We start from the raw sequence: 17,000 nt of genomic DNA on the forward strand, positions 1-17,000 counted from the left end.
TCAGCGGGCCTGACAGCACACTTCAAGTGGATCCGTACTACTGACCGCGATGGTGTGTGTCTTCTGCCAGGCAAGCTTCCCGAGTTGCGAGGCTGTCGCTGTTTCGCTTGCCTGATTGTCGCGGCCAGTGCACAGCTGCTGGGCGAACGAAAGAATCTCGTCGGGTGTAAGAACCCCCAGCAACCCTCGTGCGCCACGGGTTAGGCAGTTCATTGAGGAAAGCGCCTGACCAAACGCCAGCGCGTGTTCCAGCTCGCTTTCCTCGAGGTCACTCCAGGCGTGCACGCGGTTTTGCTGTAGGGAGTACACCAATCCAGCGGTGCACCAGTCACCTGCGCCGGCAGTGTCTTCAATCTCCGGCAGGCGAAAGGCTGACAGTTGGCGCCATGAGCCGCCGGAGGCTGGACTGCGGAAACGCAGGCCGCGTGGGCCTAGAGTCTGGATCTCAACCAGAATGGAGCTGGGGAGTGGTCGCGAAAACGAATGGAAGCGCTCATCCGCGTATTTGATGATGTGGACGTTCTGCAGAATTGCGGAAAAAAGATCTTCATCGTCGCCGGCAGCAGAGGGCTCGAAGACGACCAAGGCTCCAGATTCGTAATAGGACTTGGCTAGCTCATAACCTGCCTTGGTAGGCCGATCGAGATAGAACACATCGGTCTTTGATTGCCCCTGCAGAGCTTTGTTGACGATGCGGTCGTCACACTCGACTACGGGGTAATGCTTCTTGCCACAGCAGGGGCAGCTGAAGCTAAAGCGGTGTGTCGGAGAGCTACCGCTTTGAGGCGCTAACTGATGCTGGTAGATCACGTTCGTGCGTTGGGAGCTGGAGAAATCCACGAAACGGAGATCTGCCCCAATGGCTTGAAGCTCATTGCAGAGTCGTTCGCCGGCAGGGTCCTGGCCAAAGCTTGCAACAGGCGTAGTGGCCCAACCCAGGGATCCCAGGATGGACAAAACGTTACCTGTCGACCCACCTAGTGCAGAACCCAAGCGGCGAGAGTCCGCTCCTAAAATCACGTCCAAGGCAAAGAGCCCGGTACCGACAATTCGATTCTGCTGCCACATACATCCTCCTCCCCATCCTGGGGAACCCTTACAGATGGCGTAACCAAGCGTGCCACATGCGGTCTGGCATCTCTGTTGAGACCGGCGGGACTATTTGCTGTTCACACCTATATCCCATCGTCTCCGAGTATACCACTGGAAGATCAAGCGCTATGGCCGCAAAAAGCATGCCCAGGCTGCCCATCTTGCTGCCGCTGGGCGACAAAATGGTACGTGGCGGCGTTTTTTGGAAGCCATCCAGAGCCACTTCTCGACCACAGTGAATGCGTTTGATCGTCTCGAACACATCCGTCGGATCTGACTCGTGTGCATAGATGATGTCCATCAGGTTCACGTCCCAATCTGAAAGAATCAGATCATGAAATTCGCGCATAAGTTCATCGCCACGGCGAGGATTCACTGCGGGGAAGGGGAGGATGGGAGCAACCTCGTCTGGGCGTTCCTTACGAAAAATGCGCTCCAGTGAGTCATGGTTGTTCTCGGAAAGCTGAGGGATCCAAAGCTTGATCGCGTCTTTGACCTTATCGGTGTCCATATCTGCCTGGAAGCCGTGCATGTACTGCGGCGAGTCGGTGTACATGGCAGTGGTATTCAGCGGAGAGGCGACACGATCAGCGATCACTACATGAGCGCTGGTCTTACTCTCGTATGCTTGCTTCACCAAGGGGAAACACACGCCCCGGGACATAGTGGTCGCATCCACAATCACGTCGGTATAGCCGTTTGCCAGCCATTTATCGAAGGTCGAGGCGGCATTCCTGCCGGCTGTGCTAGCTGTGTCATCCGCGATAATAGGGACAGGTTCGAAGCTGAGCTTGTGCTTGCTCAGCATTTTCATCAGCTCCTGCCTATTTTGCTCTGCAGACTGCTCGAGGACCGGCGAAACCTCCGGGCGCTCTTCGATCAAGAAGAGAAAGTCAAAGCACTCCAGATCGCAGATCATCCTCGGGAAGTACAGGCACGCGTCGTTGAAGCCCAGCGTGCCCACAAAGAGCGCTTTTTTGGGCAGAGTGAAGTAGCCGTTGAAAAACGCGTGACACTCCTCGGTGTCCTTGTGAGTAATCAAATTCACAATGCTTACTCCTTAAGCAGCGACTGCAGGCCAGAGAGAGTGTCCTCAATGAAGCCACCGCGGCGCAGGGTCAAACCATAGGCGATGCTCGGAATAGCTCCGATCTCCAGGAGGCACCAAACCCGCCCTTTGCATTTGTATTGTGGGACGAACACCAAGGCCTTATAGGCAAACGCAAAGTGAAGAACACGGGTAAGGCGCTCAGACCGAGCAAGCACCTTGTCCATTTCTTCCTGAGGAATACCAATGGCATTGGCGCCATGGTCGAGGGGAGCGTTGGGCAGTAGCGTCCTATCCAAGCAGCGCTTCGCCATGCCGGCCAGAAGGTCTTTGACCAAAGCGTGATAAGGGAAGTCCCATTCGTCCATGATCTTCAGTGAGAGCTTTCGCAAAACATCATGTTGAAGCTTGGCTGAAAGCTCTGGCTTCCTGTTTCTAACGACACGGACAATCAGCTCGTCGATGAGGGACCCAGACAGGCGAATGAACTGCTCAATGTTGTTGTTACTAGCCTCTGCGAGTTTGTCCATGCCGAAGTAATACGGCCGACCAAACTCATGGAACAACTGCAAGCGAGCACCCTCGAGCAGAGCAGGGCTGATGGTGCGATCACCTGTCAGCGGTTCATCTGTTGGATCGTCATCCAGCAGGCCAAGCTGAGGGGTCCTATTCCATTCGCGCCTGAGTAGAATCCGGAGGGCTGCTAGAGCTTCGTCAGGTTGGGTTGTCTCTGGAATGCGAGCACGTAATGAGTCGATTACCGTTTTAGAAAGTCTCGACTCCTGCTGGAACTCCACCACGCTCTTGCGCAACTGCTCAAGCTGAGACGCAGCCAAAGACACGTTGTTGTGATCAAGAATATTAGGGAGTGTCTTGATCGAACGGCGGGATAGCTCATTTATGCCGTTGAGATACCGACTGCTGATATCTCGAGCGACAACCAAAAAACGCTTGGCGCTGCGGTTGCTTGGTTGCATCAACCTAAGAATGTAGTCTCGTCCACCTGCTGTGCCTGGTCGTTGCTCGCCATCCTCCATCACCTCCTTGGCCATCGCATCTCGATAATCCTCAGGAGATACGACATCCGGACGGCACATCACCCAGCGGCCGATGTAGATGTTGCGTCGCTTCAGCCAGTCTCGTAGCTGAGCAAATTGGAGAGGGTGCAGTTCGTGGGCATCGTCGACGATGGCCATCGGCAGTAGATCGACATACTCACCCGGCGTGCCAACAATCCAGTTCCTCACCCTGAATCGCTCTATGTATTCAAAGACGTCATATGACTCATTGATTATTTCTGCCAGGTCCTGCTCGCTGGGCGCTACAAGTGCAGTGATCACTTTGAATACCGCGAGCTCGATTCTCCGCGCGTATTCTCGAAAATCACTGGGCGAATCGGCCTTAAGGACTTGACGCGCTGACTCCGAATCGCTGCCTGTAACAATCTCGATTTGCTCGATGTCTAGCTCTTCGACAGTCTCAAGCTGTCGGAACCAACCCAAAACCGCCTTGGACTGCACATAAGCACGGAGCAATGTCGCCCGGATGGATTCTGAATACGGCAGGTCCCAGATACTGCGAAAGTTTGTGGTCATCGGTAAGCGATAAGCCAACAGGGACGGCGTCCCATCCTTCAGGATGCTGAGCTGCGTAAGCGCTACAGCGAGCTCCTTGTTGATCTCAACTGGATCACGAGCGAGTGTCGCCAGGGAGTCAAATTCGATGACTCGGGCGATCGTGGTTTTGCCGCATCCTGGTGTTCCCACGACGATGCTGAGTTTTTCCAGCAACTCAACGCCATCAAGCGAGAAGAACTCAAGTAGCGGAGTGTGGCTAACCAGGGGTAGCAAAGTACTGGGCTCTGCCACGTACTCAGTGGCGCGCTTCTTAAACGGATTATCCATTGGTCGAGTGCCGTTTGCGTCGAGCGAATAGGGGGTTCATTTTGTGCTGCTCGGTAAATTCACTCCCGGTTGAGTCAGCCCAGAGCAAGGCAATTGAATTATTCGGTGTGTTGTGTTCGAGGACCAAAGGCAAACCGCAATCGCTATAGCCAAACCATATGTTGTCTCCAACATGGTTATCTTGAATGCCCTTGTTGTAGTGGCATTTGATGAGGTCAATCAGCTCTGGCGGGGGAGTCTGATCATCAACCACAATGCTTTGCGGGAGCACGTAAGAAAATGTGGCGTTGTAGCTGAACTCCGGGTGGTCTCCAGCGAACCGTGCTAGCCGATCATTGATCGCCTGCTCAGCCTGGAACGATGCCAAGTGATGGTGCGCATAGAGGCGGCATTTTTCAGCAAGAATGTCGCCGATCTTTTCGCGATTGACATCATAGAACTTGCTTATTTTGCCTTTCCAGATCTGTTCTTCATCGTCAAACCGGAGCAGGGAGTCGCCCGAGCCTGAAAAGTCGTCCACTAGGCATACTGCTTCAAACGAAGCAGGTTCGTCTTGATAGTCGTGCTTGTCCAACCACTCTCTGAGGTCCTTGATAAGGCTATTCCATTTCTGGCTGGACATTTCGCTGAAGGGAACGACTTGCTCGTTGGAAATCTTGCCCTCGTTGTAGCGACGGAAGACATCGATACGCGCACCATCGCTTAACCCTACAAAGAGTGTTCGACGTCGAAGAAGGCAAAGTCGCCGACCGGCGGCCGAATCAGTCCACGTTTCGTAGAACTGAACGCCTAACTCCTTCGCAATTTGCTTGCGCATGAGTCTGTCTAGCTCCGGCATCATCAGACTCACCAAGTGATGCATCTCGCGCTGCGTGATGTAGACCAGACGCTCCTTGATAATGCTGAACGCGACACGCCTTTGTGCGACGTCCTGAAATTGGCTTAGCCAATTCAGTAGGGCGACATGGAAGCGCGAGGCCGGCTGAAACCCCTGATAGCCATCGTACTTGTGGGTGATCATCAACTGAAGTGCAGAGAATTCTTCCGTTGCCTCCTCGTCACTCCAGTCCAGCTGTTCAGCTAACAACCTCAGGGCAATTTTACTCTTCAAGTAACACCTTCCTTGGAGATTAGAAACGAAGCCCAAATCCTTCGTCAGTTTTCTGCAGGTAATCCAGATACTGTTGGGTCGCACCGGCTTGGCTCGAACCTGGGGAGGCGAAATTCCAGCAGGAGGTCAACGATGCAGACACACGGTCAGCGCTTAGGCTGCAGCCTTGGCTCAGCAAGTCGTAGTCGTTCCCTTCCTCATCACCACTATCCCCAAGACGTAAAACCTGGGTAAGTGGGTCGAAGCCAAATTTCTCCCCAATCGCTTTTACTACTTTGTTCTTGCTCGTGTCGCCATCCAAAACATCGATCGAGTGGCCTGAACAAAACACTTTCCAGTTTCCGAGCCCCCCTGCATTGAGGCGGGTGCGTAAAGCCAGACGCAGTTTTCTAGACTCTTCTGGGCTGGAAACCGTGATGGTCAGTTGCCCACCCCTAGATTTTCTAGAATTTTCCAGCCGAGGGTAGTACGCGGTGGTCTTGAGCCAGCCTAAAAGATCTTCGAACACCGGGTTGGGGGGCGGATGCTCGACCTCTTCATCAAGGGGTTGAATCAACGAGCCGCCGTAATAACCGACCCATATCGCTTTGTGATACTCCGGCGGTAACGCCTTAACAAGATCCTTGCGCAAGGATCCGCCCCTACCCGAGGCGATCGAGAAGATCAGGCCATCATCGATAAGCTGAAGAATCCGCTTTGCAATGTGCGGGCACATGCCGCTGTAGCGGTCTTCTGCATTGCATAAAGTACCGTCGAAATCACTGATGATCGCCTTGTAGACGGCGGCCTGCAGCTTACCTTCATAGACTTCTGCCGCATTCTCGGCTGTGTCCATTTCGTCTGCTGAGACGTTGCGATGATCGAACTTTCGCCGAGCCGCCAGCGAATATCGATTTTCTGATTGAACCCAACCGCGAAAGTGCTGGCTGCTATCCAGTCGATAAATTTCCCGGCCAAAGGTTGGAACCGTTGGCTGACCGGGGTCCCGGTCCACTGTACTGGCGATCGTCTCGGTGAGGAGTGTTGCCATCACCAGCCCAGCGACCACCAATTCATTTGGTTCCTCACCAGGAATCTCAAGTTTGAAGGTCAATACATCCGATGGGAAAAGCCCCAGGGTCGCTTCCGCCAGATCCTTGGAATCCCGGCTGAAAGCAACAATGACTGCGGTGCCGGCGGCGCCATCTGCCAGCTGTAGGTGTCGGCCATGAGCGAACTGCCGGTAGTCGGCAATTTCAACCTTGGCGACTGCGGACTCGGAGAGTTTGGATTCCAGGTCGATGGCAAAAGATTTGGTCATCGGGTCGTGAAGAACGATGAAGTTTCGCCCACCCATCGTCTTGATCGTGGTGTTCGCACGCCACTGATTGCGGTACCGGAGCAAAACCTCTGCATCGAACAGCTGCGCAAGAAACTCGCTTCCTGTGCCTTCAGGAAAGAGAGCCCTGTGTAGCAACAAAACGGTCGCGATCAGGCTATTCGTTGCTAAGTAGCCGTCTTTCCCCCACGGCATCTCATAAGAAAAAATTCGTGTTGCCCGATTCTCTATAGCGCGCCTGGTGAGCGGATTGTCTTTCGTAAGAGTTAGCGCCGCACAAGTCATATCTGACTGCATCGCGTAGGTCGCTGCAGCCAGAACATCTGGATTGCGACCCTCGGCTGAAAGCAACATGACCTTTGAGGCAGGAGTGAACCTAGCCTTGGCCGACAGCTCCATTGGGGTCAGTGCACGGGTAGGGGAGCCATGCGCGATTTCCCTCAACTCAGCGGCTGCGAACGCTGCTGAGTAAGAGCCGCCAGAGCCGATGAAACATGCATATTCACCGGTCCATCTACTCAAGTACCGATGGAGTCGTAACACATCCTGCTGTGTTGCCCACGAATAGGTAGCATGAATAGCATCCAGCTCCGCATGATATGGTTTTCCCACCTACAACTCCTTCCTTACTCGTCGACCATGCTGGTAGTAGCACCTTGCCTTTCTTCAGGCGTTTGAGCAATGGCATTAACCTGCCAAGGCAAACTTGAACCTCACTGATGCGACGATAGCTCTGCTGCTGGCAGCTAAGATCCATGGCAACGGTTCAGCAGTGAAGGCTACGGCCAAGCGCTGCTCCCAGTCTCGATCACGCGCACCTCAACATCTTCATCCCGCAAAGCTACCTGGAGTTCAGTCAGCCATTCGTTCCTAATGGCATAAACCATGTGTTCCAGATCGGCCACAAGGTTTGGACGGTGGCAGATGTCGCTCAGCGTTGGGCGGAGGTGTGTAAACCGCAGATGGATAATGACCTGTTGTTTCGAGACCCTGCAACGCGGATTGGCGCCATTTGCGCATCATTGATTTTCCCGAATCGAGTGCCCTGGTTTCTACTCAGCGATTGAGACCCCGATCGAGTTATGCTGAGTAGACACCGTTTTCGCCAAGGGAATGACGAGCCATGATCACCAGAATTCACATCCGTGGTTACCGCATCTACAAAGATTTCAACCTTCTCCCCAACCCGAAAATGAACATTTTGGTTGGGGGCAATGACGCCGGTAAGTCTACCCTTATGGAAGCGGTCTCCCTGGCCCTGAATGGCCGCATCGGGGGCCGGAATGTTCTTGAAGAATTGAACCCGCACTGGTTCAACACCGAGCTCGTGCAAGAATTTCTAGCGCAGCGAGCCGCTGGCAGGAAGCCCGCACTACCCGAAATCCTGATAGAGCTTTACCTCCGCGATGATGATGAATTGCAGGTGCTATGTGGTGCCGTGAACACAGCTGTCCCAACCCATGCATGCCCTGGCGTGTTTCTGAGGATATACCCCAACGAAGAGTACCAAGACATGCTTGATGACTGGCTCAAGGCTCCTAACGCCTTGCTGCCAGTTGAGTACTACGCCTGCGAATGGCGCTCATTTGCTGACCGGGAACTGACCAAGCGCCCGCGGGTGTTGTCGGTAGCAACCATCGATTCCAGGACGGTCAAATCATCAGCGGGGGTGGATTACCACCTTCGTCAGATTTTGAGTGATCACTTAGAAACCAACGAGAAGGCTGAGATCTCGTTGGGTTTTCGAACGGTCAAAGCGTCGATGACCGACGGGGCACTGGCGACCGTCAATAGGCGTTTCTCTGCACTGGGGGCATCTTTGCAGGCCGAGCCCATTGCCTTGGCTATGGATCAGACATCCCGCACTTCCTGGGAAAGCGTTATCACGCCTCATGTAGACAATGTTCCCTTCTCGATGGCTGGCCAAGGTCAGCAGGCAGCGATCAAAATATCGCTCGCGATGAAGCGTCACTCGGCCAAAGCGAAGATCGTCATGATTGAGGAACCCGAGAATCATCTGTCGCACACCAGCCTGAGTACGCTGCTTGAGCGAGTGGAGAAACTCGCCACCGACGACCAGCAACTGTTTGTATCCACCCACAGCACGTACGTGCTTAATCGCTTGGGCTTGAATGCTCTGCATCTACTGAGCCGGAACCTAGTATCGAAAATCACTGAGCTCGACCCCAGCACTGTCAGGTACTTTCAGCGCCTGCCTGGTTACGACACTCTCCGTCTAGTACTGGCGAGGAAGGTCGTATTGGTAGAAGGGCCGTCCGACGAGATCATTTTCGAAAAGGTGTTTTATGACTTGCATGGGGTGACGCCCATGGCAGCCGGCGTCGATGTTATCAGCATGCGCGGACTTGCACTGGCGAGGTGTCTTGAGCTGTGCGCTGCCGTCGACAAGCCGGTCGCGGTGATGAGGGACAACGACGGCATCGAGCCAGCCGAGCTGCGCGTGGCGGTTGTGAAATGGCTGGATGGCAAGAAGCGCGAGCTCTTCATTGGCAAGGTAAGCGATGGACATACCCTCGAACCGCAGCTGATTAAGGCGAACGGCGAAGCTCATCTCAGAGAAGTGCTTGGGATCACTGACAAAGCTGACCTGGTTACGTGGATGACGCGGGCGAAAACTGAAGGTGCTCTGCTTATCGCGGAGTCCAACAAAGCCCTTAAAGCCCCGGCTTACATGAGAGAGGCGGCGGGGTTCATCCAGAATGCCTAACCATTTGACGCTGGCCGTTGCGGGCGGCAGAAAGACGCAGGGCTTGGTGGATTATTGCCGGCAAGCAACTGATCGTAAGATCGCAGTGCTCACTTTCACACAAATGAACCAGCAGGAAATTCGCTCGCGTTTAGCGAGCCAGGCGGGCGATAGCAGCACGCTGGAGGTCATGGGTTGGTACACCTTCCTGCTTCGTCATTTTGCCCAGCCATTCCTACGGTTCAAATTCCCTAAAGATCGAGTCAAGGGCTTTGACTTCGAAGGCAGACCATTCGAGCGTGCTGTGGGCAGAAGCAGGTTCATGGACTCAGGAAATCGGTTGTACGCATGCGAACTCGGCAAGCTTGCCTTTGAACTCATGGAGGCGACGCCAGCGCTCTTACACAGGCTAGAGTGCATCTACGACGAAATTTTGATCGATGAAGTCCAGGATCTCGCCGGCTTCGACTGGGAAATCCTGGAGGTGCTGCTCGGCTCTCAAATCGATGTGCGGATGGTGGGGGATGTCCGGCAGGCTGTTTTGTCTACAAATCCTCGTGGCAAAAAAAACAAGAAATTTAGTTACGCCGCATCGCTTGAATGGTTCAGAGATAGAGAAGCGGATGGCCTACTCACCATCGCCTACGCGACCATAACCTATCGGTGCAGAAGCGAGATTGCCGCTTTTTCCGACACCATTTTTGACGCTAGCTGGGGCTTTCCTGGCACCACCTCGGAGAACTTTGACGAGACTGAGCATGATGGCGTATTCCTTCTACATACTCAGCATGTCGATGAGTACGTAGACCGATATAGACCGCAATGCCTAAGGCATTCGGTGAATTCGGCGAAGAACCTCAATCTGGATTTTCAGAATTTCAAAGGAGTAAAGGGGGCAACGTTCGACCGAGTATTGATCGCACCCACTGCCAACATCGAAAGCTTCATCAAGAAGGGCACAAACTTAGAGGCTGCGGCTGCAGCGGCGTTCTACGTCGCGGTAACTCGCGCCCGACAAAGCCTGGCCATCGTTATCGACAAGGTCGGCATGTCGACATTGCCGGTATGGGCTCCGCAGGTTCGATAACAGCTGGGCGGAGGTTTACAGGCCTTTGGAGGGCTCTGCAGGAGTTTGCAGAGCCCACTTTGGTCAGAGTATGAGACTGTTCTACTTATCGTATTTGGACGGCAGAGGGCAGTCGTAGTTGACATCGATCATGTCAAGATTTCTCAGATTGAAATTTGCGTAGTCACGTCCATTCGACGTCCGTACTGTGGGCTGGCCGTAGAGGAAAACGAACGCTGTCGGCTTGTCCTTCTCGGCGATCTTGGAAAGCCTCACCGCCATCAGGTTTTTGAGCTTGTAATTTTCAATGAGCGCGTCGGAGACGTAGCATGAGGTTATAAGGCTGTCATCTCCTCGCTTGAAACTCTTTTTGAATTTGATTCGATAGCCATTATTGGCTTTCGTGCGGTCGACATACGCCCAGCCGTAGTAAATGATGGGGTGGTTAGGCAGGTCGTGTAGATCCTGCTCCCAGATGCATTTGAAGATGCTGGCATAGGGCACGTCCTGCCCGGCGATGTTGAGCCGTCGAAACTCAAGGGTCTCATCAGAACGGTACCGTATGTATCTGCTAACCACAGAGCGAACAGAGTAGATGGGGCCGACTATGCCTGACTCCCCTAGCTTCGAGGTATAGGGTCTGGTGCTTTTGGCCCGTTTTTTCGCAACATGAACGTCCGCGCCTGGCTCGACCGAGTGCTCGTCATAGTAAGAGGCAGGCCGTTCGAGCTTGAAGACATCCACGATGGACTGGTCGACTGTTCTGCGCTCCTGCCCGTCCATTTCAGCGGGCTCGAGCTCTAGGTCGACGGGGTCACCATTAGCGATTCCGCAAGCGTCACTGTGGGTTCCATAGACTTTGAAATGAGGGACTACCTTCATATTCTGGACGTCTTTGTCCAGATTTGCGCAGGTCACCTGGGCGGAGCAGTCAGCAGCCGGACACACAAATGCGCGCTTGTCAGTAATTACCCCAGACCAGAACAAATCATAGGCGCGATCAGGGTCGACGAAGTCGTTAGCTTCAATGCTGTAGGCCACATCCAATGACATAGTTCACCAAGTCACTTTGAACTGTCTGAAAAGTGGTCACCACTATCGGCCATTGCCTCGTTAATGAGCCAGTGCCTTAATGCGTGACCATCGTCTAATGAGCTCGGCAGGGACGTGGGCGGGTAGATGACCACATCGTCACATTCAGCAATACAGCCTTGCTCCGCGCCAATGCCCAACCGGGCAGGGCGTCCATCCAGGAATTTATCCACACGGCTTGGCCGAAGGAGCAGGGCTCCTACCCGAATTGGTAGCGCTGGACTGTCTCAGCAGACGCTCTACCGCAGCGGTGGACTGCACCCAGCTCTGGGCTCACGAAAGCTCTGAAAGCTCCTTGCGAACGCGACAAAGAATCTGATCAATGCTCTGATCAGAGCAATGAAGAGCATAGGTATAGAGCAGCAAAGAAACTGGATGCACATCCATTACTGCCGCAATTTCGTCAAGCTTGTCCAGCGTAGGACTTTTTAGTCCTCTCTCGAGGGTGCTCAGGTAGGTTCTGCTACTTACCTCGGAGAAATCCTCCTGCGTCAGGCCGTGACTGGTTCGGGTTTGTTTCAACGCCTGGCCAAAGGCCTTTCTCAGCTCCATTTTGCTTATCTCGCAAAATGAGTGATAAAGCCCTCTCGCGCCCTTTAGGACTACAATCTATAGTGTTCATTTTGAGCGGCGATGGCCATGTTCAGAACGCACAAGCAGGCTGAGATAACCGGATTTGACGTCGCTACGCTCTCTTGTGAGGGCATCCAGGTATGGCGTTACATTGAGCAGGCTCTCCATTGCCCGTGGCTATATGTCTCCTGTCTTGAACCAGGTGCTGAGCTATCAATGCGTCGAATGCTGTTGATTGCGGACATCCATCTGTTTGAGGATTTCCTGAGTCAAGATGACGGTACCAGCACTGTGATAGATAGGATTCAACTAGTAAGCCCTAGCTGGTTAAATCTAAGTTCAAACTGGAAAATGGAAGAGCTAGCCAGTCTGAGCGAGGTGCAGGATCATCACGGCAAGCATCTGGCGTACATATATGGAATGGCCGACGGTAATGAATATTGTGAAGGTCACATCGAAAAGAAAGAAACAATAAAGCAAAGACGGATATATAAAAAATCTTGACCAGACTACTGGAGAGTCTATGAGCATCGGCTGCAAAACGGATGAGGGATTTCTGTCTCTTTATAGGAGGTTCTATAGCAGTCCTCTAGGTAACGTCTCCATTGAGCTTCTGAAGGAGCTTGCATTAGAGTTTTGGTATGGTGATCTTGATATCGAAAAGCTAATCAATCAAGAGCTGACAAGCGGGCGCTTAACTTCTTTGCAAGCGAGAAGAGCTATGTATCTTGTAGATAGAATGATTAGTTTTCCATGCTTGAGTCGCAACAAAGCAAAGCTGCTGAAAGATATAGTTAAGCTGCAAGGAGTAGGATTAAAATGCACTCCACCCTCAAGAACAGCCGAGCAACTATTTAAAGAGCACAAGCTAGATAAAAAAGCATTTGAGTGGGGTCTTCAGGACGATATAACTATACAGATGAAAAGCCTGCTTGAGTACCAGACTCGGCACTTTGCAGCAGCAACAGGAAAAAAGACAGGCTATTCCGAATAACTTGACCCGCGTCTATGTGTATTTTCCGAAAACCTCTATATTTACGACTTTCACGTGCTGCCGGCTGAATATTTACGCAGCGGCGCGAGGACTTCCTCTACATCTAACCCCCTCACCAAGCAACGATGAGAAATCAAACATAAAGCCTCAAAGAGTTGATCGCGTTGTTTGAGCAAGTCAGCATTCTCTGACTGCAGGTACTTTATCCGCTCTTCAAAAGTCCTGCGGCGGCGTTCTCGGTCAGGATCTTTGCCACTTTCCTTTAGTTGTACGACTCTAGCTTGGTCTATGCTCTCACCCCGCTTACCCACCAAGGTTGCACGACTCGTCAAACCCAAGCGTTTTTGTACCTCGGAGCGTGATATAGGTGCAGATTCAAGTCCCAAGCTGATCATCTCGGCGAGGAGGGTATCAATAGCCTCATCCAGAGCAGCCCCTCTCAATAATTTCTGTTTAATCATAGGTCTCTATTCCTCTGAAACTGAGCTTCGCCGCTGAGTTTCCTTGGAAGCAGTGATAGGGCGCCCTGAAGGAAATACCTGACGCGCTCCCGTCCCAAAATCACTTGCAAGTGCTTTCTGCAAATTTTTAAGCTTGTGCTCCTGATCCTCCAGCCAGACGTCAGTGCCAGCTTCACCGCTACCAGCGTCGCGCATAATGATGATGGATTCCGCCAGCCTATCCGCTTGCTCTTGGAGATTCTTCTTCTCTGATGGCGTTCCCAGCATGTGTAGATGTGAACAGTCATTCCAGCATTGCAGATGCTTAGGGCAGGGGGCCTGTGAAAAATCATGGACACAACCGCCAAACGGAGTGATATGTAACGCCGTAGCGTGGACAGTCAAAAAAGTTTCAGCGGTAGTCATACCCTTGCTCTGTAAGACTGCATGATAGCTGTCGGTTAAAGCCCCTTGGATCGTCCCCTTTCTAATTTCTGTATGAAGAAAATCAATGCGGTCACGATAACTGTTGAACTTTAAAAAACCCTGATGAGCAGTGGTGTCCTCTTCGATAGTTGAATGCTGGTAATACTTATTTTGTTCCAAGCGTTTTCGCCCCAGCGCCAGAGCCTGCTGGACATCGCTCATGCCTGTCAGGTGATAGATGGTATTGCGCCAGTGCCGTGGTTGGTGACTGGTCAAGCAAATTGGCGAACCATCTGCCTCAACCAATGAGCGTCGAGCAAAGATAGACGGGAGCCTGGGATCTGCTCCAAGGCCCCGATTAATGTCAACGAGAGTTACACGCCGCGGGATAGCTCGAAATACATTCTCATCACGGCCACCAAATCGGAACTGGCCGTCAAAACAGATCGCAAGTGTTTCGCTGGTCCTGAGCACAATACGATTTTTACCCGCGATATATTCTGTAAGCACCGAGTGTGCTTTAAGCTTTGGAGCAATCAGACGTTCAATTTCACCTGCCAAGTATCTCCGCCGCTTTATTTTTCCTCGTTGAACGGGCGACTCACTGCCATTCGGAAAAATCCCATTGCGGGATAAATATAAATAAAGATTCCTGCCGTATTCTTGTTCGTTACTAAAACCCAGCCATTCCATGACCTGATCGTCCGTTAATAGTTCTTCTGGCGGGTATTTCCATATACGCCCCGGATTCTTTTCTTGCCAATTCGCAATTTCCCTCTGCTCTGATGTCAGTGCCTTTAATCGCTCAATTGCACGCTTCGCTAGAGGAATATCGCTCTCCGCTAGCCAATGCACTCGAGATTGAAATTGTTTTTCTGCAAAGTATCTTATTCCGCATTCAAGAATAGGCTTGCCGTGAGCGTCAACTATGATATTTCCTTCAGTATCTTTGATATTCCTTTCTACCCAGCAGTCAAAGGGTATGACAGCAATCTCATTACCCCGTTGCCCTGTTGCGATCAATAAATCAATCACACGCAGCAAGATTTCCTCGCCCTCACTGCAGGGGTTATTCGAGCATAGGGCATACGCTTCCATCGCCTCGAGAGAAGGTAGTCGGTCATTAGACTTTCGCTGTTTTACCGCACGGTCTGGATCATGCAATGAAATATAATCGTGGCGGAGTTTCTCTGGTCTCGCATCATGCTCAAAATGTATAGCGATCTCGGTTAGCTGGTGGTTATCAATCGTATTCGCGATTACTTGTAGATGAGAAATTGCGTCATAAAAATTTTTGTAGCCACTTTCACGGAGAAAACCTACGACACGGTCGAAATCGCCCTGCGTCAATCGTGCGGGGTCAGATACGCCGCGCTCAAACAATGGGTTATAGAGTCGGCGGACGGCAATATTGTATGCAACCACCATCGAAAACTTCAGATTTCGCGTGCGTTGCAGATATACAATCAAGGCCTTGCTAAATTCTTGAAATTCGAAGGGGAGTGGCCCTTTGTTCGGGGCAGGATAACCTGTCTTCTCGAGGGACTGTCGATGGGTCTCGAAGGTAAGTGTATGTTTGCCAGGATCTCTCTGCGGTAGCCAATTACCGATTTCCCACAGTGGTTCCGACCACTTAGTTGAAATCGGTAATGACTGAAAAATCGCCTGTTCCTGCGTAATAAATCTTTCGAGGTTCTGCCTTGCATTAGACAGCTCCATCTGCGGCATCCTCTGTGTGCTGCCGGCAGCGCTCGATCGTAGCGCTTACCGCCAGGATGGTTGTCTGATGCTGGGCGAGGGGGCGGTTGTGAATGAGATCACCGGCTTGCTCTGCGATATCAATGAACCGCTGGGCCTCTCGTTGAAGCGCCTCTCTCACTTGTTCATGGCGGCCGTCAGCAAAGGGGTGAAACTTTTTGCAGGTGTAGCAGGCGTAGACAGGATTGTACGGGCAGTGGGTATGGACTGGGAGGGCGCAGGCACCTATATCCCCGATGTATTGCATATCGATGACACCGCGAACCGCTATTTCTGATACTGTATTCCGACGTTGGACAATTTCCCCGGTTAATAAGCTGCGCATGATGCGCTTATAGGAAGGGCTCTTACCGAGTGCTTTCTCTTTGATCCGGGCAATGTTGGGGGTTGCTGTGACATAGGCACGTGCCGCGACCGTGCTATTATGGCCGAGCAGTTCGGCGATCATGTCTGCGGGCGTTCCTTGATCTGCCAATCCTTGTCCGAGATGGTGGCGCAGTAGAATTGATACCTGATTTGGTTTCTCTATGCCTGCCTCAAACAACTCGTGCTTGAGAGCATCTCCGATCTCTCGCACCGAGAGACGTTTCCCGTAAAGGCTCACAAACAGCGGCTCGCACGCGCTGCCAAAGCGACGTTGAAGCCCCAAGATATGCTGTTCAATCTTTTCTCCCAATCGGGTAGTTACTTTGCGAGGCCTTCGCTCTGGTCGACGTTGACCAACCTTCTTGGCCATGGGTAACCAAAGGGTGTAGTACTTCTCATCTTCGACGGTTTCTATAACCTCAAAATCTGCAATCTCCAGCGAATGAATTTGAATCGTACGCGGTCCCAATTCAAAACCCAGATGGAGCATCATATTGAACTGAGCATCTACCCAGTCATCTGAAGAGACCTCCCGCTCTATACGCTTGAGCAAACGAATTTCCTCATCGAGTTCCAAGCCGGACTGAGAGAGAAAAATTCGAGAGTAGGGGGCTGATCGTTCGGTTTTGAAATCTTTGATATTTAGATAAATGTCATTGCTGAATCCGGTGATTCCCCTATCCCTTGCCCAGCGATAAAATGTACGAAAGACTACTACGTACTCTCTAGAATAGTTCCAGCTGTTAAATGCGCTAATGATTTCGTCGGCTGCCCAAGGGAGTTTCAAGGAAATATCACTTTCCGAAACCCGATGGAGCATTCTCACGGCCCTATATGCAGTTGAAGGGGAGTATTTCTCTAGCATATGGACCATAAATGCTTTGGCTATTTCGATAAGCTCTGAATTCAGCTTTAGGCCAGACCAATCAATGTTCATTGCCATGCCACCGTCGTACCACGTCCAGACGCTCAATCGAGTATCGACGTACCTTGGCTGGTCATTAGTCCGAGTTCGAATCGCAACCTGAGCCGGGCCCTTGAACACGTAGGTCGGAAAAGAGGAGGAGGGTGAGGCGTGTTCTTGATCGGCTGATTTGGTCACGGC

Annotated in this window: 15 protein-coding genes; 5 read left to right on the top strand and 10 right to left on the bottom strand. The window is 52.1% G+C overall.

The window, feature by feature from the left end; all coding sequences use genetic code 11:
- The 5 genes from BMW49_RS14250 to BMW49_RS14270 are packed head-to-tail and all read right to left on the bottom strand — an operon-like array spanning window position 1 to window position 7,085.
- Complete coding sequence (locus BMW49_RS14250) at window positions 1–1,068, bottom strand: PfkB family carbohydrate kinase (protein ID WP_069517193.1); 1,068 nt, start codon at window positions 1,066–1,068, stop codon at window positions 1–3.
- 28 nt (window positions 1,069–1,096) lie between these two features.
- On the bottom strand, window positions 1,097–2,140 hold the full coding sequence (locus tag BMW49_RS14255) for a hypothetical protein (protein WP_069517192.1): 1,044 nt from the start codon (window positions 2,138–2,140) through the stop codon (window positions 1,097–1,099).
- Between the two features lie 5 nt (window positions 2,141–2,145).
- Window positions 2,146–4,044: a hypothetical protein gene (locus tag BMW49_RS14260; protein ID WP_069517191.1), complete on the bottom strand. Its 1,899-nt coding sequence runs from the start codon at window positions 4,042–4,044 to the stop codon at window positions 2,146–2,148.
- On the bottom strand, window positions 4,037–5,155 hold the full coding sequence (locus BMW49_RS14265; protein ID WP_069517190.1) for a phosphoribosyltransferase-like protein: 1,119 nt from the start codon (window positions 5,153–5,155) through the stop codon (window positions 4,037–4,039). Before BMW49_RS14265 ends, BMW49_RS14260 begins: the two co-directional genes overlap by 8 nt.
- A gap of 19 nt (window positions 5,156–5,174) precedes the next feature.
- Window positions 5,175–7,085, bottom strand: a complete 1,911-nt coding sequence (locus tag BMW49_RS14270; RefSeq protein ID WP_069517189.1) for an HAD hydrolase family protein — start codon at window positions 7,083–7,085, stop codon at window positions 5,175–5,177.
- Between the two features lie 94 nt (window positions 7,086–7,179).
- Between BMW49_RS14270 and BMW49_RS25785 the strand changes: the two genes are divergently transcribed.
- From BMW49_RS25785 to BMW49_RS14285, 3 genes are all read left to right on the top strand, one after another.
- Window positions 7,180–7,347 (top strand): DUF7740 domain-containing protein, encoded by a 168-nt coding sequence (locus BMW49_RS25785; RefSeq protein ID WP_482822337.1) that lies wholly within the window; start codon window positions 7,180–7,182, stop codon window positions 7,345–7,347.
- A gap of 249 nt (window positions 7,348–7,596) precedes the next feature.
- A complete protein-coding gene (locus BMW49_RS14280; RefSeq protein ID WP_069517188.1) occupies window positions 7,597–9,201 on the top strand; it encodes an ATP-dependent nuclease in 1,605 nt (534 codons plus the stop codon).
- Window positions 9,194–10,267 (top strand): UvrD-helicase domain-containing protein, encoded by a 1,074-nt coding sequence (locus BMW49_RS14285; RefSeq protein WP_069517187.1) that lies wholly within the window; start codon window positions 9,194–9,196, stop codon window positions 10,265–10,267. Before BMW49_RS14280 ends, BMW49_RS14285 begins: the two co-directional genes overlap by 8 nt.
- A gap of 81 nt (window positions 10,268–10,348) precedes the next feature.
- On the opposite strand, the gene BMW49_RS14290 is transcribed toward BMW49_RS14285, so the two are convergent.
- Window positions 10,349–11,287, bottom strand: coding sequence for a hypothetical protein (locus BMW49_RS14290; RefSeq protein ID WP_244168345.1), 939 nt, complete (start codon window positions 11,285–11,287; stop codon window positions 10,349–10,351).
- A gap of 324 nt (window positions 11,288–11,611) precedes the next feature.
- Window positions 11,612–11,890: a helix-turn-helix domain-containing protein gene (locus BMW49_RS14295; protein ID WP_069517185.1), complete on the bottom strand. Its 279-nt coding sequence runs from the start codon at window positions 11,888–11,890 to the stop codon at window positions 11,612–11,614.
- An 87-nt stretch (window positions 11,891–11,977) separates the two neighbouring features.
- Between BMW49_RS14295 and BMW49_RS14300 the strand changes: the two genes are divergently transcribed.
- Both BMW49_RS14300 and BMW49_RS14305 read left to right on the top strand, forming a co-directional pair.
- Window positions 11,978–12,415, top strand: a complete 438-nt coding sequence (locus tag BMW49_RS14300) for a hypothetical protein (RefSeq protein WP_139133799.1) — start codon at window positions 11,978–11,980, stop codon at window positions 12,413–12,415.
- Between the two features lie 19 nt (window positions 12,416–12,434).
- Window positions 12,435–12,905: a hypothetical protein gene (locus tag BMW49_RS14305; RefSeq protein ID WP_069517183.1), complete on the top strand. Its 471-nt coding sequence runs from the start codon at window positions 12,435–12,437 to the stop codon at window positions 12,903–12,905.
- Window positions 12,906–12,955: 50 nt separating this feature from the next.
- On the opposite strand, the gene BMW49_RS14310 is transcribed toward BMW49_RS14305, so the two are convergent.
- Genes BMW49_RS14310 through BMW49_RS14320 form a run of 3 tightly spaced genes read right to left on the bottom strand, consistent with a single transcriptional unit; the run spans window position 12,956 to window position 16,997 of the window.
- Complete coding sequence (locus tag BMW49_RS14310; protein ID WP_069517182.1) at window positions 12,956–13,366, bottom strand: hypothetical protein; 411 nt, start codon at window positions 13,364–13,366, stop codon at window positions 12,956–12,958.
- 6 nt (window positions 13,367–13,372) lie between these two features.
- A complete protein-coding gene (locus BMW49_RS14315) occupies window positions 13,373–15,490 on the bottom strand; it encodes a hypothetical protein (RefSeq protein WP_069517181.1) in 2,118 nt (705 codons plus the stop codon).
- A complete protein-coding gene (locus BMW49_RS14320; protein WP_069517180.1) occupies window positions 15,477–16,997 on the bottom strand; it encodes a tyrosine-type recombinase/integrase in 1,521 nt (506 codons plus the stop codon). The genes BMW49_RS14315 and BMW49_RS14320 overlap by 14 nt, the downstream gene beginning before the upstream one ends.
- Between the last annotated feature and the right edge of the window lie 3 nt (window positions 16,998–17,000).

Origin of the sequence: Pseudomonas cuatrocienegasensis (assembly GCF_900110925.1) — a bacterium.
Classification (GTDB): domain Bacteria; phylum Pseudomonadota; class Gammaproteobacteria; order Pseudomonadales; family Pseudomonadaceae; genus Aquipseudomonas; species Aquipseudomonas cuatrocienegasensis.